The 21,516-nt window shown below is 71.4% G+C and carries 14 protein-coding genes; 8 read left to right on the top strand and 6 right to left on the bottom strand.

All coding sequences use genetic code 11. The features are described 5' to 3' along the window. Window positions 1-10: 10 nt before the first annotated feature. Window positions 11-1,081, bottom strand: coding sequence for a trypsin-like peptidase domain-containing protein (locus AB0L65_RS12790; RefSeq protein WP_364243940.1), 1,071 nt, complete (start codon window positions 1,079-1,081; stop codon window positions 11-13). A gap of 18 nt (window positions 1,082-1,099) precedes the next feature. Continuing rightward, a complete protein-coding gene (locus AB0L65_RS12795; RefSeq protein WP_364243943.1) occupies window positions 1,100-2,530 on the bottom strand; it encodes an AMP-binding protein in 1,431 nt (476 codons plus the stop codon). An 80-nt stretch (window positions 2,531-2,610) separates the two neighbouring features. Between AB0L65_RS12795 and AB0L65_RS12800 the strand changes: the two genes are divergently transcribed. Together AB0L65_RS12800 and AB0L65_RS12805 are read left to right on the top strand one after the other, a co-directional pair. After that, window positions 2,611-3,672, top strand: a complete 1,062-nt coding sequence (locus AB0L65_RS12800) for a hypothetical protein (protein WP_364243946.1) — start codon at window positions 2,611-2,613, stop codon at window positions 3,670-3,672. A 62-nt stretch (window positions 3,673-3,734) separates the two neighbouring features. Continuing rightward, a complete protein-coding gene (locus AB0L65_RS12805; protein ID WP_364243949.1) occupies window positions 3,735-5,912 on the top strand; it encodes an acyl-CoA dehydrogenase in 2,178 nt (725 codons plus the stop codon). A 3-nt stretch (window positions 5,913-5,915) separates the two neighbouring features. On the opposite strand, the gene AB0L65_RS12810 is transcribed toward AB0L65_RS12805, so the two are convergent. Continuing rightward, window positions 5,916-7,778: a hypothetical protein gene (locus AB0L65_RS12810; protein WP_364243952.1), complete on the bottom strand. Its 1,863-nt coding sequence runs from the start codon at window positions 7,776-7,778 to the stop codon at window positions 5,916-5,918. A gap of 154 nt (window positions 7,779-7,932) precedes the next feature. Between AB0L65_RS12810 and AB0L65_RS12815 the strand changes: the two genes are divergently transcribed. The 5 genes from AB0L65_RS12815 to AB0L65_RS12835 all read left to right on the top strand — a co-directional run bounded on the left by AB0L65_RS12815 (window position 7,933) and on the right by AB0L65_RS12835 (window position 15,748). Beyond that, window positions 7,933-9,525, top strand: a complete 1,593-nt coding sequence (locus AB0L65_RS12815; protein WP_364243955.1) for a hypothetical protein — start codon at window positions 7,933-7,935, stop codon at window positions 9,523-9,525. A gap of 103 nt (window positions 9,526-9,628) precedes the next feature. Continuing rightward, window positions 9,629-9,763 carry a hypothetical protein gene (locus AB0L65_RS12820; protein ID WP_318787313.1) on the top strand — a complete coding sequence of 45 codons (135 nt, stop codon included), beginning with the start codon at window positions 9,629-9,631 and terminating at the stop codon, window positions 9,761-9,763. 8 nt (window positions 9,764-9,771) lie between these two features. Then, window positions 9,772-10,569, top strand: a complete 798-nt coding sequence (locus tag AB0L65_RS12825; protein ID WP_363962543.1) for a glycosyltransferase — start codon at window positions 9,772-9,774, stop codon at window positions 10,567-10,569. Further along, window positions 10,566-11,696 (top strand): glycosyltransferase family 4 protein, encoded by a 1,131-nt coding sequence (locus AB0L65_RS12830; protein ID WP_364243958.1) that lies wholly within the window; start codon window positions 10,566-10,568, stop codon window positions 11,694-11,696. The genes AB0L65_RS12825 and AB0L65_RS12830 overlap by 4 nt, the downstream gene beginning before the upstream one ends. Beyond that, window positions 11,693-15,748, top strand: a complete 4,056-nt coding sequence (locus tag AB0L65_RS12835; RefSeq protein ID WP_364243961.1) for an alpha-(1->3)-arabinofuranosyltransferase family protein — start codon at window positions 11,693-11,695, stop codon at window positions 15,746-15,748. Before AB0L65_RS12830 ends, AB0L65_RS12835 begins: the two co-directional genes overlap by 4 nt. Here the strand turns inward: AB0L65_RS12835 and AB0L65_RS12840 are convergent. The 3 genes from AB0L65_RS12840 to AB0L65_RS12850 form a co-directional block, all read right to left on the bottom strand. After that, entirely contained in the window at window positions 15,675-16,844 is a 1,170-nt protein-coding gene (locus AB0L65_RS12840; RefSeq protein ID WP_364243963.1) for an acyltransferase, read from the bottom strand. The two genes, AB0L65_RS12835 and AB0L65_RS12840, sit on opposite strands and share 74 nt — an antisense overlap. Beyond that, window positions 16,841-17,560, bottom strand: a complete 720-nt coding sequence (locus AB0L65_RS12845) for a class I SAM-dependent methyltransferase (protein WP_355190908.1) — start codon at window positions 17,558-17,560, stop codon at window positions 16,841-16,843. Before AB0L65_RS12845 ends, AB0L65_RS12840 begins: the two co-directional genes overlap by 4 nt. A gap of 67 nt (window positions 17,561-17,627) precedes the next feature. Then, window positions 17,628-18,464, bottom strand: a complete 837-nt coding sequence (locus AB0L65_RS12850; RefSeq protein WP_364243965.1) for an AfsR/SARP family transcriptional regulator — start codon at window positions 18,462-18,464, stop codon at window positions 17,628-17,630. A 643-nt stretch (window positions 18,465-19,107) separates the two neighbouring features. Between AB0L65_RS12850 and AB0L65_RS12855 the strand changes: the two genes are divergently transcribed. Further along, a complete protein-coding gene (locus AB0L65_RS12855; protein WP_364243968.1) occupies window positions 19,108-21,501 on the top strand; it encodes a tetratricopeptide repeat protein in 2,394 nt (797 codons plus the stop codon). Window positions 21,502-21,516: the final 15 nt, after the last annotated feature.

The raw sequence follows: 21,516 nt of genomic DNA on the forward strand, positions 1-21,516 counted from the left end.
GTGGGCGGGGTCAGTCGGTTCGGAGTTGGCTCAGGGTTACGGTGACCGTGCTCGTGGTGCCGTCGGAGTGTTGCACCCCGACCTTGGCCTGGTCGCCGGGCCTGAGGGTGGCGAGGGCCTCCGCGAGGGACGCCATCGTCGGCGTGTTCCTGCCGTTGATCGAGACGATCACGTCACCGGCCGCGATCCCCGCCTTGTCCGCCCCGCTGCCCGGCTCGACCCGGATGACGCCCACCCCGATCTCCTGCCCGTCCGTGCTGATCACCGTGCTGCCCTGGATGCCGAGCGCGGCCCGGTGGCTGTTGGTGACCTTGCCGTACCTGACGATCTGGGTGGCGATGTCCCTGGCGGTGTTGCTCGGGATCGCGAACCCGATGCCCGGCGCGGCGCCCCCGCCCAGTTCGGGGTCGGTGGCCGCGAGCGTGGGGATGCCGATCACGTTGCCCGACAGGTCCACAAGTGCACCACCGCTGTTGCCCGGGTTGATGGCGGCCGAGGTCTGGATGGCGCCGGCGATCGTGGCCCCGGGGGAGCCCGCCTCCTGAGGTTCGGAGACGGTACGGCCGAGAGCCGAGACGATCCCGTTCGTCACGCTGCCCGACAGGCCCAGCGGGTTGCCCATGGCGAGCACGATCTGCCCGACCCGCAGCTTGGACGAGTCCCCGAACCGCGCGGGCCGCAGCCCGTTCGGGTTGTCCACCTTGATCACCGCCAGGTCACCCGCGTTGAAGGACCTGACCAGCTTGGCCGAGCGCGGCGGGCCGCCGGTGGCGATCGTGACCTCCATCTTGCCGGCCTGGCCGACGACGTGGGCGTTGGTGATGATGTGTCCCGCGGTGTCGAGCACGATGCCGGACCCGAGCCCGACCTTTGTGGTGATCTGGACGATGGACGGCAGGACGTCGGCGATGACGTCCTCGTACGCCGACTCCAGCGAGTGCAGCGACGGCGGCGAGGGAGAGGCCGTCGGCGAGCTGTGCGGGGTCGCGGTCGACGGCGTGGCGCTGGACGTGGGAGGAGGAGCGCAGCCCGCGAGCAGCAGCACGGAAGCGGTGGCCAGTCCCGCGGCGATCCTCCTCATGGGAGGACTGTTCCCAGCTCAGCCCGAAAGATACGCTTCCCGCACGTTGTGCCTGCTCAGCTTGCCGGTCGGCGTGCGCGGCAGCGACTCCCGGTACTCGATCAGCCGGGGATGCTTGAGCCTGGCCAGCCGGGGCGCGCAGTGCCGCAGCAGCTCCGCCGTGAGCTCGTCCCCGGCCACCGCGCCGGCCGCCGGCTGCACGAGCGCGACGACCTTGTGCCCCCACTCCGGGTCCGGTACGCCGATCACGGCCACGTCCGCCACGGCGGGGTGTTCGAGCAGCGCCGCCTCGATCTCGGCCGGGTAGATGTTGACCCCGCCGGAGATGATCAGGTCGGTCCGCCGGTCCAGCAGGAACAGGTAACCGTCGTCGTCGAGGTAGCCGATGTCCCCGGGTGTGTACGCCTGGCCGCGCATCGCCGCCGCCGTCTTGTCCGGGTCGCGGTGGTACTCGAACCGGTTGATCCCGCCGATGTAGACCAGCCCCGGCGAGCCCGGCCCCACCTCCTGGCCGTCCTCCCCGACGATCGTGAACGACATCCCGTCCAGCGCCCTGCCGACCGTGCCCGGCCTGGCCAGCCACTCCTGCGAGGACACCATGGTCGCCACGGCCGCCTCGGTGGACCCGTAGTACTCCCACAGCACGGGCCCGAGCCAGTCGATCATCGCCTGCTTGGTGGCGGGCGGGCACGGGGCCGCCCCGTGGTACAGGTGGGTGAGGGACGACAGGTCGTACGACTCCCGATCCGGCACCCCCAGCAGCCGGTGGAACATCGTCGGCACCATGAACGCGTTCGTCACCCGATGCCGCGCGATCAGCCGCAGCGCCTCGACGGCCTCGAACCGCTCCGGCGCCACGATCGCGTGCCCGAACTGCAGCGCCATCATGGCCTGCCCGTACGGCGCCGAGTGGTAGAGCTGCGAGCACACCAGGTGCACCCCGCCGAACGGCAGCCCGAAGTGGCGCCAGCTCTTGCGCACGAGGATCGGGTACAGCTCCTCCGGCGTCAGGTCCAGCAGCCGCCGACGTACCCCTTTGGGGCGTCCCGTCGTCCCGGAAGTGTAGAGCATCATGGACCCGGCCCGCCGGTGCGGCGGTGCGGTGGCGGGTTGCCCGTCGGCGAGCTCGGCGACCGTGCGGGCATCCGGCGAGATCACCATCCCGGCCCCGCAGTCGGCCACGATGTAGTCGATCTCCTCGGCGGTGAAATGCCAGTTGACGGGCACGAGGTAGGCGCCGGTCTGGTACGTCGCGAGCATCATGGTGAGGGCGTCGAGCCCGTTCTTCAGCACGGTGACGACGCGGTCGCCGGGGGCGACTCCACGTGCCGTCAGGCCGTTGGAGACCTGGTTCACCCGGGCGAGAAGTTCACCGTAGGTGGCGCCGGTGTCACCGAGGAGCGCGGGACGTTCAGGGTCATGGGCTGCGATCTCGTAAAAACCCCTCATGTTCGCAGACCTTACAGAATTAGATTCTGCAGGGGTATTGGAGGAATTATCCAGCTCTCTTGTGACGTAACCTCATGGCCATGGCGGACGTCGGCGACAAGAGACCTTCATACGATTCACCCACCACTCCGTTCCGCAAGGTCGTCCTGCCTGCCGAGGAGACGGTCCAGATCCCCCGCCCGCCGGCGGCGGGTCCGTCCGTCCCTCTCAGGCCCCCGGCGGGCGGCCCGCCGGTGCAGCAGGCCCCTCCCCAGCAGGCGCCTCCCCCGCAGCCTCCTGCCCAGCGAGGCGGTCCCGGCCCGCTCCCCGGCCCGCTCCCGCAGCCTCCGGTGCAGCAGCAGCCGCTGTATCCGCCCCCGTCACCGCCCCTGCCCATCCCCAAGCCGCCGAGGCGCGGCGTCGGCGACATTCCGATCAAGGTCGTCTATCTCCTCGGTGCGATCCTTGTCACCGTCCTCGCCGTGTTCCTGATCTTCGTGGTCTTCTCCGGCGACGTTCCCACCAACAAGTCGGCCGAGCAGGTGGCCTCCGTCGCCCCCGTGCCGAGCTCCGGCGCCCCTTCGGCGTCGGCCACCCCGACCGCCACCGAGAGCCCGATCGTGCTGCCGCCGGTGCCGAAGAGCAAGGCGTACCCGACCCTGGCGGGCACCGCGGCCGTGGTCACCGGCATCATCAGCGACAAGAACGCCGGGATCAGCTACCCCAGGCTGGCCACGCCGTGGAAGGCCAAGTCGTTCCCGCCGTTCTCCATCGCGCAGCGCATCGGCAAGGTGGCCGTCCCGCACACGGTGGTCGCCTCGGCCATGTTCCCGGGTGACTCGCCCACGACGAAGCCCTCCAAGGACGCCGACTACCGTGAGCTGGCCACCCAGGCCGCCCGCTGGTCGCTCCGCACGCAGTACCCCGCAGGCGCCACGCTCGCCTGGACCGCCTCCCAGAAGATCCCGGTCGGCAAGGGCTGGACGCTCGGCTACCAGGTCACCTACACCTTCAACGGCAAGCAGCAGGTCGCCCAGGCCATGGTGACGATCGTCGAGGTGGGCAAGACCAAGCCCGCGATGCTCCTGGCCTCCATCCCCGAGCCGAACAAGAAGCGCTGGGCGGACATCAACACCCTCGTCCAACGGGTTCGACCGCTCTAGGCCAGAAGCATCCTCTAGAATATGGTTCTAGGTATGGGTCGGACCTGGCATGGAGGATGAGCATGGCGATCGGGTTGAGCGAGGAGCACGAGGCGCTCCGTGAGTCGGTGAGCGGCTGGGCCGAGCGGAACATCCCGTCCGAGCTGCTGCGCGCCGGGACAGAGGGGCGTCCGCCGTTCTGGGCGGGCCTCGCCGAGCAGGGGCTGCTCGGCCTGCACGTGCCCGAGGAGTACGGCGGCTCCGGCTACGGGCTGCTGGAGACGGCCGTGGCCGTCGAGGCGCTGGCCGAGCGCATGGCCCCCGGGCCCTACCTGCCGACCGTGCTGGCCAGTGCCGTGATCAGCGCCTCCAAGCGCCCCGAGCACCTCGAGTCGTTCGCCGACGGCACCCTCACCGGCGCCGTCGCCCTGACCGGCTCGCTGACCGGCACCCGCACCGAGGACGGCTCCCTGGTCGTCTCCGGCACGGCCGACCCCGTGCTCGGCGGCTCGCTGGCCGACGCGCTCGTGCTGCCGGTCGCCACGGACGACGGCGAGGAGTGGATCCTCGTCGACGCCTCCGCCGTCACCGTCACCGAGATCAAGTCGCTGGACCTGACCAGGCCGGTGGCCAAGGTGGAGCTGGCGGAGCTGGTGGTCCCCGCCGAGGGCATCCTGGGCGGCGTCCAGCGCCCCGACGTGCTGAACCTCGCCGCGATCCTGCTCGGCGCCGAGGCCGCGGGCCTGGCCTCGTGGTGCGTCACCGCCGCCGCCGAGTACGCCAAGGTGCGCGTGCAGTTCGGCCGCCCGATCGGCCAGTTCCAGGGCATCAAGCACAAGCTCTCCCGCATGCTGGTCGCGCTGGAGCAGGCGCGCGCGACCGTTTGGGACGCCACCAGGGTGGACGGGAGGGAGCTTGAATACGCCGCCGCCATCGCGGGCGTGATGGCCCCCGACGCCGCCGTCCAGTGCGCCAAGGACGCCATCCAGACCTTCGGCGGCATCGGCTACACCTTCGAGCACGACGCCCACCTCTACTACCGCCGCGCGCTCACCCTGCGCGCCCTGCTCGGCTCCTCGTCGGAGTGGGCGGCCAAGGTGACCGGGCTGGCCCTGGCGGGCGTCGCCCGCGAGATGCAGATCGACCTGCCCGAGGACGCCGAGGAGCTGCGCGAGTCGATCCGGGCCGAGATCGCGGAGATCGCCCGGCTGGAGGGCAAGGAGCAGAAGCGGGCCCTGGCCGACCGCGGCTTCGTCATGCCGCACCTGGCCCGGCCGTGGGGCCGCGACGCCAAGCCGCTGGAGCAGGTGCTGATCGCCCAGGAGCTCAAGGCCGCCAGGGTCAAGCTGCCCGCGATGATCATCGGCGCGTGGGTGGTGCCGTCCGTCGCCGCGTACGGCACCCGGGAGCAGCAGGAGCGCTTCCTGCCCAGGACGCTCAGCGGCGAGACGATCTGGTGCCAGCTGTTCTCCGAGCCCGGCGCCGGGTCCGACCTGGCCTCGCTGCAGATGAAGGCGGAGCAGGTCGAGGGCGGCTGGAAGCTGACCGGGCAGAAGATCTGGACCTCCGTCGCCCACGTGGCCGAGTGGGGCATCTGCATCGCCCGCAACTCCAGCGAGGGCTCCAAGCACCAGGGCATCACGTACTTCCTGGTGGACATGAAGGCCCCGGGCGTCACGGTCCGGCCGCTGACCGAGATGACCGGCGAGAACCTGTTCAACGAGGTCTTCCTCGACGACGTCTTCGTCCCCGACGACCTGGTCGTGGGCGAGGTCGGCGACGGCTGGAAGGTCGCCCGCAACACGCTCTCGAACGAGCGCGTCTCGCTGTCGTCCGGCTCCGGCGGCACCGGCGCGTCCGTACCCGACCTGCTGGGCCTGATCGGCCGCCTCGGCCGCGAGCTGACGCCGGCCGAGGCGCAGCAGGTGGCCGCGGTGATCTGCGAGGGCCACTCGATCAACGCGCTGTCGCTGCGGGTCACGCTCAAGCAGCTCGCCGGGGCCGAGCCGGGCGCGGACGCGTCCGTACGCAAGCTGCTGTCCACCTCCCACGCCCAGCACGTCTCCGAGACGGCGGTGGACCTGCTGGGCGCGGCGGCGGTCGTGGGGGCCGACATGAAGCTCGGCGACGCGGGCTACTGGAACCGCGCGGTGCTCGCCACCAGGGCGATGACCATCTACGGCGGCACCACGGAGGTGCAGCTCAACATCATCGGCGAGCGCATGCTGGGCCTGCCCAGGGACCCCGAGCCCGGCAAGTGAGCGTCATCCCCCCACGGGCTGCGGGGGGACGGCGGTGGCGTTCACGGCCGGTCTGGGGATGCCGACCCTGATCTCGCCGACGCACGCGGACCGGCCGTCCAGGGTGCGCAGGACCAGGTCGGTCCCGCCGCCCTCGACGGCCGCGTACGTCGAGCCCAGGTCCTTGCCCGCGGGCACCCGCGTCTCGGCCCCGCCGAGCCGCACGGACAGCGTGGTCTCCACCGGGTTCAGGTAGCCGATCTGGGCCGTCCACTTGCCCCAGGGCAGGGGCAGGGGCAGGCGGAAGCGGACCCCCGCGGGACCCACCCGCGTGCAGGGGGAGCGCCCGGGGACGACGACGCCCTCGATGGACACCGGGCGCAGGCGGCCCTGGTCGTCGAACATGAGCGGGCCGCTGACCGGCCCGTTCAGCCGGCCGGTCCAGGTGACCGGGTGTTCGGCGATGGGGCCGAGCACCTTGGACGTCAGCGCGTACCGGTAGAAGAATGTGGCCACGACCACCTTCGGCGGCACGTACGCGTCCACGATGACGGCGCCGGGCTGCGTGCGCTTGAGCGCCACCCGTGCCGTCTCCACGTAGCTCTTGACGTGCTGCCCGAGGGGCAGGCGGCCGTAGGCCGTCACCGACCAGATCGAGCCCGCCGCGACGACGGCGGCCAGCGGCACCCACACGAGCCTCAGCCGGGGCGCGGGGCGGAGCCAGGGTCGCTCCTCGTCCCGCAGCGGGATGAACGCCAGGCCGATCACCAGGGCCAGCACCATGGACGTGGAGGAGATGTAGCGCAGCTCGTAGCCGCCCAGGTCGGGGCCGAGCTGTTCCACGCGGCCGATCAGCACCGGCACCACGTCGGCGAGCAGCACGTAGCCGAGCAGGACCAGCCAGGCCAGCCAGGCCCGCCTGCGGTAGCGGATCGACGCCGCCACGGCCACGACCGCCAGCCCGAGCGCGGCCCAGGCAAGCGCGGGCGGCGTGGCGGCGATGGCGTAGTCGTCCCCGATGGGCAGCCACTTCCACGGCCCGCCGAACGCGCCGGGCGCCAGCGAGCCCCACAGCAGAGTCCAGGCGAACCTGGCCGCGACCGACAGGCTCGGCAGGCTCGGCCGCACGGTGTCGTCCGTGAGCTGCACGGAGGTGAAGAGCTGCCGGAAGAAGATCACCGCGTAGACCGCGACCACTCCGGCGTACAGCACCCAGGCCGGCCACTGCCGGGGGCGGCGCAGCCACCCCACGCTCAGCGCGAGCGCGAGCACCAGGATGAACGGCGCCTTCACGAAGAAGGCCATGCCGGCCGCCGTCCACGCCGCCGCGGCCAGCGCGTGCCCGAAGCGGCCGGTCCGCGCATAGTGGACGTGCGAGCTCAGCGCCATCGGCAGCGCGATCTGGAACGGCAGCGTCTCGATCAGCACCGCCCACCACGACAGCGACGAGATCGTCATCGGGGTCAGCAGGTAGAACGCGAGCGGCACCAGGATGGCCGGGCGCGGCCCGAACAGCAGCCGTAGCAGCCGGAGGAGCGCCAGTCCCGCGGCGCCGAGCAACGTCATCGCCACGGCGTGGGCCAGCACGTCGTTGTAGACCCCCAGCCGGCCCAGCGCCCACTGGATCGCGAACGGCCCCGGCACGAGGTGGCCGTAGTCCACCCGCATGAGGTAGTCCCAGGTCAGGCCGTGCTCCAGGCCGCGGGCGATGAAGGTGAAGTCGTCCTGCCTGAAGTAGGAGCGCCGTACCAGGTCGAACTTCCAGACCAGCTGGACGGCCACCATGACCAGTCCGGCGGCCAGCACGGCGTCGCCGCGCGTCCACGGGCGACCTTCGGCGCCACGCGTCCGCGGGCGGCTCTCGGCCGTCGTCTCGCTCGTCGTCACCGGTCCCTCTGGCCCCGTCGCTCGCGTGGATCGGTCCCGCGCCGCTCCCTTGCGCGGCGTCGTGTCACCGAGAGAGCACCTGGATCTGCGGAAAGACTAACAATCGGGGGACATGCCGGGAATGTCTGTGGCTGGGTTGTGATGTCATAGCGGGATGCCGCAGACCAGGAGGGCCGGAGCAGCCTGCGCGCTGCTCGGACTCGTCCTGGGCGCTCTCGCGCTGGGGCCCGGGTTGGGGTGGGGATTCGTCCTCGTCCAGGACATGGTGTTCGTGCCGGAGCCGCGTTTCTCGCGCTTCACCTTCGGGCTGGCCGGCGGGGCGCCGCGGGTCGTGCCGAGCGACGCCGTCGTGACCGCGGTGGCCTCGGTGGTTCCCGCGGAGCTGGTGCAGAAGGCGGTCCTGCTGGGGGTGTTCGCGCTGGGCTGCGCGGGGGCGGGGCTGCTCGTCCCGTCGGCCGTGCTGGGGCCCCGGCTGGTCGCGGGAGCGTTCTACGTCTGGAACCCGTACGTCGCCGAGCGGCTGCTGATGGGGCAGTGGGCGCTGCTCCTGGGGTACGCCGGGCTGCCATGGGTGGTCCGGGCGGCGTGCGCGCGCCGCCGCGTGGCCGTGGCGATGGTGCCGGCCGCGGTGGGCGGGTTCGCCGCGATGGCCGTCACCGCGATCACCGTCATCCCCTCGGCCTGGTACGCGCGGAGCGCGCCCGCCGAGCACAGACGCCGGGTGGCGGACACCGTGCTGGCGGCGAGCCTCGTCCTGGCGTTCAGCCTGCCCTGGCTGGTGCCCGCGCTGGCCCGGCCGGAGGCGCTGAACGGGGACGGCGTGGGCGTGGACGCGTTCGCCGCGCGGGCGGACGGCCCCTTCGGCGCGGTGGTGAGCCTGCTGTCGCTCGGCGGGATCTGGAACGCCGGCGCGGTGCCCGCCGGCTACGACGCACCGGTGGCCGCCCTGGCCAGGCTCGTGCTGGTGATCGCCGGGATCGCGGCGGTGGCGCGCGCCCGGGACCTGCCCGGCCGGGCGGGGCTCGCCGTGGCGTCGGCCGCCGGGTTCGCGATCGCCTGCCTCGGCGTCACCGCCGCCGGCCGGGCGGCGCTCAGGTGGCTGGTGGAGCTGTGGGGCGGGTTCGGGGTGCTGCGTGACGCGCAGCAGTTCCTGGCGCCGCTCGCGCTGCTGGCCGCCGTGGGGCTCGGCCTGCTCGCCGCGCGGGCCACCGCCGAGGGCGGGCGCCTGGCGCCGTACGCGGTGTCGCTTCTGGTGCTGGCGCCGGTGGCGGTGCTGCCGACGCTGGCCTGGGGGGCGTTCGGCCGGCTGGAGGCGGTGGAGTATCCGCGCGGCTGGCACGAGGCCAGAGCGGCGATCCTGGCGGACGGGGCACGGGGGGACGTCCTGGTGCTACCGTTCGAGTCTTATCGCAGGTTCCCCTGGAACGGCGGGCGGGCGGTGCTCGACCCGGCCCAGCGCTTCTTCGCCGCGCCGGGGCGCGACGTGGTGGCCAACGACTCCGTGCGGGTCGGCAGCATGGTCGTCGCGGCCGAGGACCGCCGGGTGCGCGAGGTGGAACGCGTACTAGATGGATCTTCACCGGACCTGGCGGCAGCGGGCTTCCGGTACGTCGTGGTGGACGCGGGGACGCTCGAGGAGCGTGCCGGGTTCGCCCGGTGGACCGAGGGGGCCACCCTGGTCGTCGATCGGCCTGAGCTGCGGTTGTACAGAATTCAAGCGCCTGCCGGGAACGATCACCCTACTTGATCGGCGACTTTGTGAAAATTCAGCCTGGCTACTAGCGAGTAAGGAGAATTGGTTCTAAGTTGGGTGCGCCCGGGTCATTGCCGCCTCAAAGGAGGAATTCCCGGTGATAAAGATCCTCTTAGCAGCGATCATTGGCGTCGCCCTGGCCGCACTGGTGGCGACCGTCACGACCGTGTCACTCACCGGTGCCACGGCGACACCGGTCAACCGGCCGCTCTACAACTACGGCGACCGGTAACACGGGCCATGCCGCCCTCCCGTCAAGGGAACGAGAGGACGAGCCGACCGACACTGCTTGAGATCATCGTTCCCGCGTACAACGAGGAACGGCGACTTCCTGGGGGGCTCCTGCAGCTGTGCGCGAAGCTTGCCCGCCTTCCGTTCCCGACAGCCGTCATCGTCGTGGACAACGCCAGCACCGACCGCACCGCGGAGATCGTCAGTACCTGGCCGCAGGAGCCGGTCCCGGTACGCCTCGCGCAGTGCCCCACGCCCGGCAAGGGCGCGGCGGTGCGCGCCGGGCTGCTGGAGACCACCGCGCCCTTCGTCGGCTTCTGTGACGCCGACATGGCCACCGACCTGCGGGCCGTCGAGCGCGCCTTCGGGCTGCTGCTCTCCGGCGAGCGCATCGTCATCGGCTCGCGCGCGCATCCCCTGGCCGAGGTGGAGCACCGGCACAGCCCGATCCGCGAGCTGGGCGCGTTCGGATTCCGCGCGCTGGCCAGAGTGCTCGTGCCCGGGGTGAGCGACACGCAGTGCGGGTTCAAGTTCTTCGACGGGCTGCTCGCCCGCGAGATGGCGGCCCGGCTGCGTACCGACGGCTTCGCCTTCGACGTCGAGCTGCTCGCGCGCTGCGTCGCGGACGGCGCCTCGGTCCTGGAGATCCCGGTGACGTGGCATGACATGCCGGGCTCGCGGTTCTCCCCGGCCCGGCACAGCCTGGGCATAGTGCTGGAGCTCTGCCGGATCTGGGCGCGGCTGCGCGCGGAGTCGCGCGGCGCGCTCAGGGTGAAGCAACCGCTGGACTCCCTCGGATATCCGTGAACATCGCCATCGTCAACTGGCGCGACCCGTGGCATCCGGCCGCGGGGGGCGCCGAGGTCTACGCCTGGGAGCTGGCCCGGCGCTTCGCGGCCGACGGGGACCGGGTGTGGTTCGTCACGGCCCGCGCCCCCGGGCAGGCCCGCGAGGAGACCGTCGAAGGGGTGCGGCTGGTCCGCATGGGCGGGCCGTTCACCGTCTACCCCCTGGTGCTGCTCTGGATGTCGGTCCGGCGCAACCGCTTCGACGTGGTCCTCGACTGCCAGAACGGCATCCCGTTCTTCACGCCGCTGGTCGTGGGGCGGCGTACCAGGGTGTTGTGCGTGGTGCACCACGTGCACGACCGGCAGTTCGACGTGCACCTGCCGTGGTGGCTGGCCGCGCTCGGCCGGTTCCTGGAGGGGCCGGTGTCGCGGTGGGCGTACCGGGGGCGCGAGTGCGTGGCCGTCTCGCCGTCGACCGTGCGCGCCATGCGGGAGCGGCTCGGCTGGCGCGGGCCCATCCACCTCGTCCCGAACGGGGTGCCCGGCCGGCTGCGAGCGCCGCGCGCGAGGGCCGGGCGGAGCCGGCGGCCGCGGCTCGTGTGCGTCGGCAGGCTCGTCGCGCACAAGCGGGTGGAGCTGCTGCTGGAGGCCGTGCCCGAGCTCAGGAAGCGCTGGCCGGACCTGGTCGTGGACGTCGTCGGCAGGGGGCCGGAGGAGGCGCGGCTGCGCGCCGCGGCGCCCGAGGGCGTTGTCCTGCACGGCTACCTGACCGAGGAGGAGAAGGAGCGGCTGGTGTCCGCAGCCTGGCTGCAGGTCAACACCTCTCAAGGCGAGGGGTGGGGGCTGTGCGTGCTGGAGGCGGCCGCGCTGGGGGTGCCGACGGTGGCGTACGACGTGGACGGGCTGCGGGACGCGGTGCGGCCCGGCGAGACCGGCTGGCTGCTGCCCGAGGGCGGGGACCTGGCCAAGGGCATCACCGCGGCCCTCGACGAGCTCGCGGTGACCTCCGACACCTATAGCGCGAAATGTCGGGAATGGGCGGCTCAGTTCTCCTGGGACGGCAGCGCCGAGCGGCTCTCCGCCCTCGTCCGCCGTCCCCCCGGCGCTCCCGCCACCTCTGTCGTCCTTGAGTGGGAGGAACGGTGACCGAGCGGGCCAGGCATCGGCTCTGGCTGGCGATCTGCTGCCTCGGCTTCGCCGTGCTGTCGTTCACCACCAAGCCCGGCAGCATCATCTCCGACACCAAGCTCGACCTCGCGCTCAACCCGATCGGCTGGCTGGAGCGGGTCGCCCACCTGTGGGACCTCCAGCACTTCGGGCAGCTCCAGAACCAGGCCGCCGGCTACGTGTTCCCGATGGGGCCGTTCTTCGCGCTCGGCGAGCTGGCCGGGCTGGACGCCTGGGTGATCCAGCGGCTCTGGCTGACGGCGCTGCTCTGCCTGGCGTTCCTGGGCGTGGAGCGGCTGGCCAGGCAGCTCGGCGTCGGCAGGCCCGGCACCGCGATCGCCGCCGCGCTGGCGTACGCGCTGGCGCCGCGCACGCTGTCGATCCTCGGCGAGATCTCGATCGAGTGGCTGCCCGCGGCGATGCTGCCGTGGATCCTGATCCCGCTGCTCACCGCCGCGGAGACGGGTCAGCGCGCCCGCGGCGCGATCAGGTCCGGGCTGGCCGTGGCGCTGTGCGGCGGCGTGAACGCGGTGGCCGTGCTGGCCGTGCTGGTCGCCCCCGTCGTCTACATCCTCACCCGGCCGCGCCCGGTGCCCCGCTGGCGGCTGCTCGCCTGGTGGACCGGCACCGTGTCGGTGGCCACGCTGTTCTGGTGGCTGCCGCTGCTCCTGGTGGGCCGCTACGCGTTCTCCTTCCTGCCGTACACCGAGACCGCCTCCACCACCACGCAGGTCACCTCGCTGACGAACGTGCTGCGCGGCGCCTCCGACTGGGTGCGCTACCTGACCGTCAACGGCGTCGCCACGCAGCCGCCCGGGTACGAGATCGCCACCGCGGCCGCCATGGTCCTGGTCACCGGCCTGCTCGCCGCGCTCGGCCTGGCCGGGCTGGCCCGGCGCGACCTGCCCGCCAAGGGGTTCGTCGTCACCCTGTTCCTGATCGGCACGGCGGCGCTGGTCGCCGGGCACATGAGCGCGCTGGAGCCGGTCGTCGCCGAGCCCGTGCGCTGGCTGCTCGACGGGCCGCTCGCGCCGCTGCGCAACCTGCGCAAGTTCGACCCCCTCGTCCGGCTGCCGCTGGCGCTCGGACTGGCGCACCTGCTGGCCCACGTGACGGCCCGGGCGCGGCTGCCGATCCGGTCGGTGGCCGTGGCGACGCTCGCCGCGCTGGTGCTGCCGGTCTTCAACCAGGGCCTGGCCCCGCCCGGCGAGTTCAAGGAGGTGCCGCTCTACTGGCGGCAGGCCGCGACGTGGCTCAACCAGAACGCCGGCGACGACGGGGTGCTCGTCGTGCCCGGCTCCAAGTTCGGCGAGTACCTGTGGGGCCGGCCCATGGACGACCCCCTGCAGCCGCTGTCCGCCGTCCGCTGGACCGCCCGGCAGGTCACGGCGGCCGGCTCCGTGGGCATGACCAGGCTGCTCGACGTCATCGACCAGCGGCTCACCGCGGGCCACGGCTCGGTGGGGCTGACCGAGGTGCTGCGCAGGATGGGCGTGCACTACCTGCTCGTCAGGAACGACCTGATGCGGGCCAACCTGCAGGGAGCCTGGCCGTCGCGCGTCTACGAGGCGCTGCGCGAGTCGCCCGGCATCACCAAGGTCACCTCGTTCGGCGGCGAGGTGGGCGACACCGGCACCGACGACGCCATCGAGTCGGTGGACTGGCCCTTCCCTGCGCTGGAGCTGTACAAGGTGTCGGAGAGCACCGACATGGTCAGCGTGGAGCCCGCCGCGGACGCGCTGGAGGTGCGCGGCGGCCCGGACTCGCTGCTGACGATGGGTGACCTCGGCCTGCTCGGCGAGGGCCCGGCGCTGGTGAACGGCGACGGGGCCGACTCCGGCCTGCCCACCGTGGTCAGCGACGGGCTGCGGCTGCGCGAGCGGCAGTTCGGCGAGATCAGGTCCAACTGGTCGCCCACCCTGACGGCGGACCGGCGCGACGACTTCACCGGCGTCAAGGAGCTCGACCTGCTGGAGGACGGCTGGCTGGAGGAGACGGCCACCGCCGAGTACGACGGCATCGCCGACGTCACGGCCTCCTCCTCGGTCGCCGACGCCGACGCCGTGCCCGGCCTCAGCACCCCCGGCCGCGGCCCCTGGGCCGCGCTGGACGGCGACCTGGACACCGGCTGGGAGAGCGGCGGCTGGAAGCGGCCGGAGAACGAATGGCTCCGCATCGACCTCCGCCAGCCCCGGGAGATCCCCCGGCTGCGGGTGACCTTCACCAACAACCTGCTGATCAGCCAGTCGGTCAGGAAGGTGGCCGTGGAGACCGAGAGCGGCCGGCTGGTCCAGGACGTGGCCAAGACCAACGACGCTCAGACGCTCCGCGTCCCCGCCGGGCCGACGAGCTGGGTGCGGATCAGGGTGCTGGGCACGTACAACGCGGAGTGGAGCTTCGTGCAGCGGGTCGGCATCACCGAGGTCGCGATCCCCGGGGTCCTGCCCGGCCGCACCATCAGAATGCCGGGCCGGGACGGGGACGTCTTCGTCATGGACCGCGGGCTGGACGAACGGCCGCGCTGCATGCGCAACTGGGCCCGCTGGGTGTGCAACCCGCTGCTGGTCAGGTCGGGTGAGGAGGGCGCCGGGTTCGACCGGACGTTCACCTCGGACTCCGGCCGGAAGACGACCCTCCGGGGCTCGGCGGTGCTGCGGGACGTCGCGCTCGTCGACCGGTTCACCCGGCTGAGCGGCGACCTGACCACGGTGACCGGTTCGTCGGCGATGAGCAAGGACGCGGTGGTCGCGCCGAGGTCGGCGTTCGACGCCGACTCCGCCACCACGTGGGTGCCCTCGCCGGAGGACGCCGAGCCGACGCTCACGCTGGGCTGGAAGGGCCGGCGGACCGTCTCGCAGATCCAGGTCGCCCGCCCCGGCGGCGACCGGCAGGCGCTCGACGTGGTCGTGACCGGCGCCAAGGGCGAGGTCCGCGGCGGCCGGGTGGACGCCGGCGGGACGCTGCGGTTCAAGCCGCTCACCACGACGCGGCTGAAGCTGCGCTTCTACCCGGCCTCGCGCCGGCTCCAGGTCACCGAGCTGGTGATCCCCGGCGTCAGCCCGGCGAGCCGGCCGGCCGGGCCGGAGTTCCGGCTGGCCTGCGGGCTGGGCCCGACCCTCCAGGTGAACGGCGCGGCCGTGCGGACCAAGGTCACCGGCGTCTATGCCGACCTGCTGGAGGGGCGGCCCGTGCAGATCACCGCGTGCGACCGGGTCACGCTGCGGGCGGGGGACAACCGGGTGCGGGCGGCCGGCTGGGAGCCGTTCGCGGTGGAGAACCTCGCGATCGGCGCGTTCCCGCCCCGGCGCGAGGCCGTGGAGAGCTCCGCCGCCCGCGGCGCCTGGTCCTCCGTCGAGCGCGAGGTACGGGTGAGCGCGCCGGAGGACTCCTTCCTCGTGGTCAACGAGAACTTCAACGCCGGCTGGCGGGCCGAGCTGGACGGCCGGCAACTGCGCCCGATCCGGATCGACGGGTGGAAGCAGGGCTGGCAGCTGCCCGCGGGCACCGCGGGGACGGTGCGGCTGACGTACGAGCCCGACCAGCCCTACCGGCTCGCGCTCGGGCTGGGCCTGGCCGGGATCGCGCTGCTCGCGCTCCTCTCCCTGGTGATGCACGGACCCCGCCCCGAGCACGTCAAGGAGACCGCCGCCGCGGCGGAGTCGCGGTTGTCGCGCTGGCGGGTGCCCTACGTCGTGGTGCTGGGCCTGGCGTTCGGCGGCTGGGTGGCGAACTGGCCCGGCATGCTCGTGGCGCTCGCCGCCGTCGTGGCCACCCTCTGGCTGCGGGTACGCCGGCCGCACACGCACTGGGCGACGGCGGGCCTGTTCGGCGCGGCGACGGTGGCGCTGGCCGCCGGGGTGTTCCTGCGCAACCGGGGCGTCGACGTCGATCCGCTGCTCGACCAGGTGCCGCAGCTCCTGTCGTGCGCGGCGATGGGGTCGCTGTTCGGCCAGCTCGTCACGGCGCCGGAGCCGACACCGGAGCCTGAGGTTCCGGCCGAGCAGGAGGTGCTGACCGCCACCGGCGGCTGACCCGCAGCGCGTTCTCCTCGACGAGGTGGTAGCTCAAGGCGCTCACCAGCAGCGAGCCGACGAGCGTGGGCACCGCCACGCCCACGAAGTCGCCGCTGAACACCGGGCGGCCGGTGAGCTTGTAGAAGAGCGTGATCACCGGCGCGTGCCACAGGAAGAAGCTGTACGAGATGCGTCCCAGATAGGCGGTCACCGGGTTGCCCAGCACCCGGTGCGGCAGCGTGTCGCGCCGGGAGGCCAGCGCGAACGGGGCCACCAGCAGCACCGCCACCGCTGTCTCCAGGATCATCCGCCACAGCGACTGCGACAGGCTGGGCAGCGTGAGGGTGCGCGGCCCGGCCAGCTCCGTGCTCAGCACTGCGAACGCCAGCAGCGCCAGCACCAGGAGCTGCGGAGCCAGCGCGTCCACCACCTCGCGCCGCTTGATCCACACCGACAGCACGGCCATCGCCATGCCGGCGGCGAAGAAGATCAGGTGGTTCGGCAGCCACAGCGCCAGCTCCGGCTGGTCGAGCACGTGCGAGACGACCACGCCGGCCAGCGAGATCACCGGGAGCACCGCGATGCCGCCGAGCAGCCGGAGGGGCCGGTTGCCGCCGCGCGCCCACCGGTGCAGGAGCCAGGCGAGCACCGGCAGGACCAGGTAGAAGGCCATCTCGATGGGCATCGTCCACATCTGGTAGAGCCCGTCGGGCGCCCGCCCCTGCTCGAAGTAGTTCTGCAGCAGGAACAGCCACTTGAGCCAGCCCGTCCAGTCGAGCTGCCCCCAGGCCCAGAGCGCCACCGCCGTGACCAGCCAGTAGGCGGGCAGCACGCGCATCGCCCGCCGCCACAGGTAGCGGCCCACCCGCGGCGACGGCGCGTCCTCCAGCACGGCACGGGCCCACGGCCGGTAGAGCAGCAGCCCGGACAGCAGGAAGAAGATCGGCACGGCGATGCCGAGCCGGGACGTCATCCAGGCGAACATGCCCTCCTGGTAGATCATCCCGGTGTTGCCGCCCACGTGCAGGACCCAGACGCCGAGCGCGGCCAGGGCCCGGATGCCGTCGAGCGCGGCGTCCCGCTGGGTGCCGGGGCCTTCTACGGCGGCCGTCACCCGAGTTTCCTGAGCACCAGGACGAGGTTCCACGTGACGAACTCCCGGACGACGGGGACCTTGACGAGCGGACGGCACCACCACGGCAGGTAGCGCGGGAAGGCGTCGACCAGCTCGACGTCCCGTGCGGACCGCGCCCAGCGCAGGCCGTGCGCGACGGAGACGGGGAAGAGCGAGCGTCCGTAGCGGTTCTTGGGCTGCCTGCCGTGCACCCGCGCGTACCGGCGGGCGGCGTGCTCGCCGCCCAGATAGTGCCAGGGCGAGGTCTCGTGCCCGCCCCACGGGGAGAGCCAGTTCGTGTACGCGAGGAAGATCACCCCGCCCTCGCGGGTGACCCTGGCCATCTCGGCCGCCATCCGCCACGGGTCCGGAACGTGCTCCAGCACGTTGGACGAGAAGCACACGTCGACCGACCCGTCGGCGAGCGGCAGCTCCAGGGCGCTGCCCAGCACGCCGGAGCCCGGTGCGCCCTGGCCGGTCAGCTCTCCCGCGTCGACGTCCACGCACACGCACCGGGCGCCGGCCCGCCTGAAGGCGTCGGCGAAGTATCCGGGACCGCCGCCCACGTCGAGCACGGTGGCGCCGGCCAGGGACACGCGGTCCGCGAGCTGGGCGGCGGTGTCGGTGGCGAGGGTGGTGTAGTACGCGTCCGGCTTGGCCTGCTCTGTCCTGAACGCGCGGAACAGCCGGATGGACCTGGCCAGATCGGCACGCATGCCCACGACTCCGTTCGTAGCGAAGGCATCCAGAATAGAACGTGTTCCAATGTCTGGGTACAGGCAATCAGCAGGTGACGTCAAGAGAGAAATCGGCGGACAGGATGCGCTGGTGGAGCTCCTGGATCGCGTTGGTGGGCTCGACCCCCACGTTGTTGATGAGCAGCCGCCGCAGCCGCTGGTAGGTGCTCAGCGCCTCGGCCTGCCGGCCGTCGAGGTAGAGGGCGAGCATGAGCTGACCCCAGAGCCGTTCCCTGGGCTCCTCGACTTCCACGAGATCCATGACGGACCGCAGTTGTTCGATGGCCTCGGCATGCTCGCCACGGGCGATCAACAGCTCGACGAGCTCGGCGACCACGCTGATCCGCTGCTCCTCCAGGTGCGCGGCCGCGTTACGCAGGGTCCTGATCGCCCGGGTGTCCTGGAGTGCCCGCCCGCGCCAAGTCCGCAGCGCCCGCTCGAAGTGGTCCCACGCGGTCTCGTGCTCCTTCTGGTGCAGCGCCCGATGTCCCTCCTTGGCCAGCCGCTTGAAGCGGGTGATATCCAGGCCGTCGGGCTCCACCCGGATTCGGTAGCCGTTGGAGACGGTGTCGATCGGAGAGTCGGCCGGTACGTCCGGCGACATGGATCTGCGCAGTTCCCAAATGTAGGTCTTCAGATTGCCGAAAGCCGAAGCGGGGGGCGTGCCGTCCCACAGGCGGTCGATCAGCGCGTCGACCGGCACGACCACGTTGGCCTGCAACAGCAGCAGCGCCAGCAGCTGGCGGTGCTTCGGACGCAAGATCGGCAGGTAGTCGCCGTTGTCCAGGCGAACATCAAGATTTCCCAGCAGCTGGAACTCGATCTTTCTGGGAAACGCGGGGTGCTGCTTCTTCGGGTCGTTTGATGACGGCAGTGTGAGCACCGCACCTCTCCTTCCCTGTGCACATATCTCGCTGCCACGACCAGACTGGACGCATGCCACTGGAAGGGGGCGAGCCGCTGAGGGGTTGATGGAGCCGAGGAATGGCGCAAAACGGAAAGGCCGGTATATAGTGCGCCACTCCCGAGAAACATTCGCCGTAATGTCGAATGTTTTCCAATGATCATCCGATCATGAAGATATTGGCCCAATGGGGAGGCGTCAAGGGGTTGAAGTGTCCGTCACCGGCGCTCTTCCTGGCGATTCCCGGCCGGATTGGCTCGATTGCAATCACGTTGGCGCATGTTGCACCGTCGTAAACGTATTCAGCAGCGGCTGATCGCAGTTGGATTGCAGTCCTGTCTGCGTTGCCTGCGGCCACGGCAGACCGTAGACGCTCAGAACCATCGCCACCAAGACCGCCGTTCGTTTCCATGGACCTGCCATCGTCGCTCCCACGTCGATCGATCATGTAGGTGCCAGCTTCCGCGTGGTCCTGGGGCGGCGACAAGAAGTGCGGATTGTCCCGGACACGAAGCCGCGAAAGCCCTGGTCCTGGCGTTGTCCGGGATCGTTCGCGCTCACCGGGACAGGACAACGTGTCAGACGGTTGACGGCCGTCCGGCTGCCCAAGATCATGATGCAAATGACCGCGGCAACCGGTGACCCGCGCCGGGCACACGATGTAGCTGGCTTCATCGCTCTCCTGCGTCAGCTCAAGGAACGATCCGGCTACACGTACCGCCAGTTGGAGGAACGCGCCGCGCGGCGAGGCGATGTGCTGGCGCGCAGCACCATCGCCGACACGCTGCGCAGGCAGGCACTGCCACGGCCTGAGACGCTGGTCGCCTTCCTGCACGCCTGCGCACCGGAGGAGGAAGTTCAGGCCTGGCTTCAGGTCAGAGACCGGCTCGCAGGCCGGGCGGCGCCCACGCGGCCTCGCACGACCACCGCAACCTCACCCGCGCCAGGCGAGGTATCTCACACCGGGACCGGCGACGCGCCGTTCGGGCAGGCGATCGTTGCCCGCCAGCTTCCCGCCCGCCCCGCGATCTTCGCGGGCCGGGCTGATGAGCTCGCCCATCTCGATGCGGCGGCCGAGAACCGGGACGCGCCAGGTCAGACTGTGGTGATCTCGGCGATCGGTGGCGTCGGCGGGATCGGTAAGACGTCGCTCGCGCTGCGCTGGGCGCATATGCGCCTCGATCGTTTTCCGGACGGTCAGCTGTACGCCGACCTGCGCGGTTTCGGTCCGGATCCGGCACCGCTGCCACCGGATGTGCCCTTGCGCAACTTCCTTGAGGCCCTGGGGGTTCCGCCGGCCTCCATGCCGCGAGACCTCGACGCTCAGGCGGCGCTCTTTCGCAGCGTCATAGCCGGACGCCGCATGCTGATCATGCTGGACAACGCCCGGGACACCAGCCAGGTCGTCCCGCTCCTGCCCGGGAGCCCGACCTGCACCGTGCTGGTCACCAGCCGCCATCCGCTTCGCAGCCTGGCTGTCACACACGGCGCGCGCCTGCTCGCTCTGGACCGCCTTTCAGCCGCGGAAGCCCGTGAACTGCTGGCCGGACGTCTGGGCCGGCACCGCGTCGCCGACCAGCAGCGGGCACTCGACGCACTCATCGAGCACTGCGGCGGGTTGCCGCTGGCGCTCGCCATCGTCGCCGCGCGAGCCGTCGCGCATCCCGACCATCGGCTCGACGCGCTGGCTGCGGAACTGCGTGACACCACGGCCCGGCTCGACGCCCTGAGTGCGGGCGACGCGACAACCGATCTGCGCGCGGTCTTCTCCTGGTCTCTTCGTGCGTTGCAGTCGCCGGCGGGGATGATTTTCGACCTGCTCGGCATGGCTCCCTGCGTGGATCTCGGCCTTGCCGCCGTGGCGAGTCTGGCCGCTACGCCCGTGGGCAGGTGCCGGGAGCTGCTGCGGCAACTGGAAGACACCTCGCTGGTGCAGCAGCCTGTGCCGGGCCGATACCGGATGCACGACCTGGTCCACCTGTACAGTGCGCAGCAGGCTCATTCGCGGTCACGGCGCAAGCGCATGGACGCGGCGCTGCGACGGCTGGCCGACTTCTACCTGCACACCGCCTATGCCGCGGACCGGCTGCTGGATCCGCGCCGCCCACCGGTGGCGCTGGAGGCACCGGAGGCGGGATGCGCGGCCTATCCCCTTGGCGACGCCGCCCAGGCGATGGTCTGGTTCGACCTCGAGCATGCCCAGCTCATTGAGATGCAGCAGGTCGCCATGCGACAACGGTGGTATCCGAAGGTCTGGCAGTTCGCTCGCACGCTGGTCACCTTCCACGCGCGTCGCAGGCGAAGCCGGGATCAGCTGACCGTCTGGCATGCCGGCCTGGCCGCAGCGCTGGATTCGAAGGACGTGGCCGCGCAGGCACTCGCACACCGGTATCTGGGCCAGGCGTACACGGCGGAAGGCCACGACGACGACGCCTTCGACCACCTTCGCCAGGCTCTACGCTGCGCTCGACAGGGCGGTGACACAGGCGAGGAGGCACGCACCCACTATGCGCTGGCCGTCGGCTGGGAACGACACGGCGATCTCCACCAGGCGCTCCCACACGCCCGCCAGGCTCTGACACTGTTCCAGGGTCTCGCCAACCCCGTGGAGGAAGCCCGGGCCTTGAACGCGATCGGCTGGCTGGAGGCCAAGCTGCACCGCTACGACGAGGCTGAGGCGAACTGTCAGAACGCCCTGGGCCTCTTTCGCCGACACGGGCACCCGGACGGCGAAGCCGACACCCTGCACAGCCTCGGCCTCATAGCCCACCAGAACGGCAAACACGCCCAAGCAATGACGTACTACCAGCAAGCATTAGGGATGTATCGGGAAGTCGGCAACACAAGAGGAGAGGCCGAATCCCTTGACAGTCTCGGCCAGGTCTACGCGGCCCTCGGCCACTATGCCGACGCCTGCCATGCCTGGCAGCAATCGCTCGACCTGCTCCACGCTCAGCGACGGGTGAAAGAGGCTCTTTTCGTGCAGGAGCGCATGACAGCCTTGCCCCAGAGCTGATTTGCGGCGTGAAGA

It is taken from the genome of Nonomuraea sp. NPDC052116, assembly GCF_040680035.1.
GTDB lineage: Bacteria > Actinomycetota > Actinomycetes > Streptosporangiales > Streptosporangiaceae > Nonomuraea > Nonomuraea angiospora_A.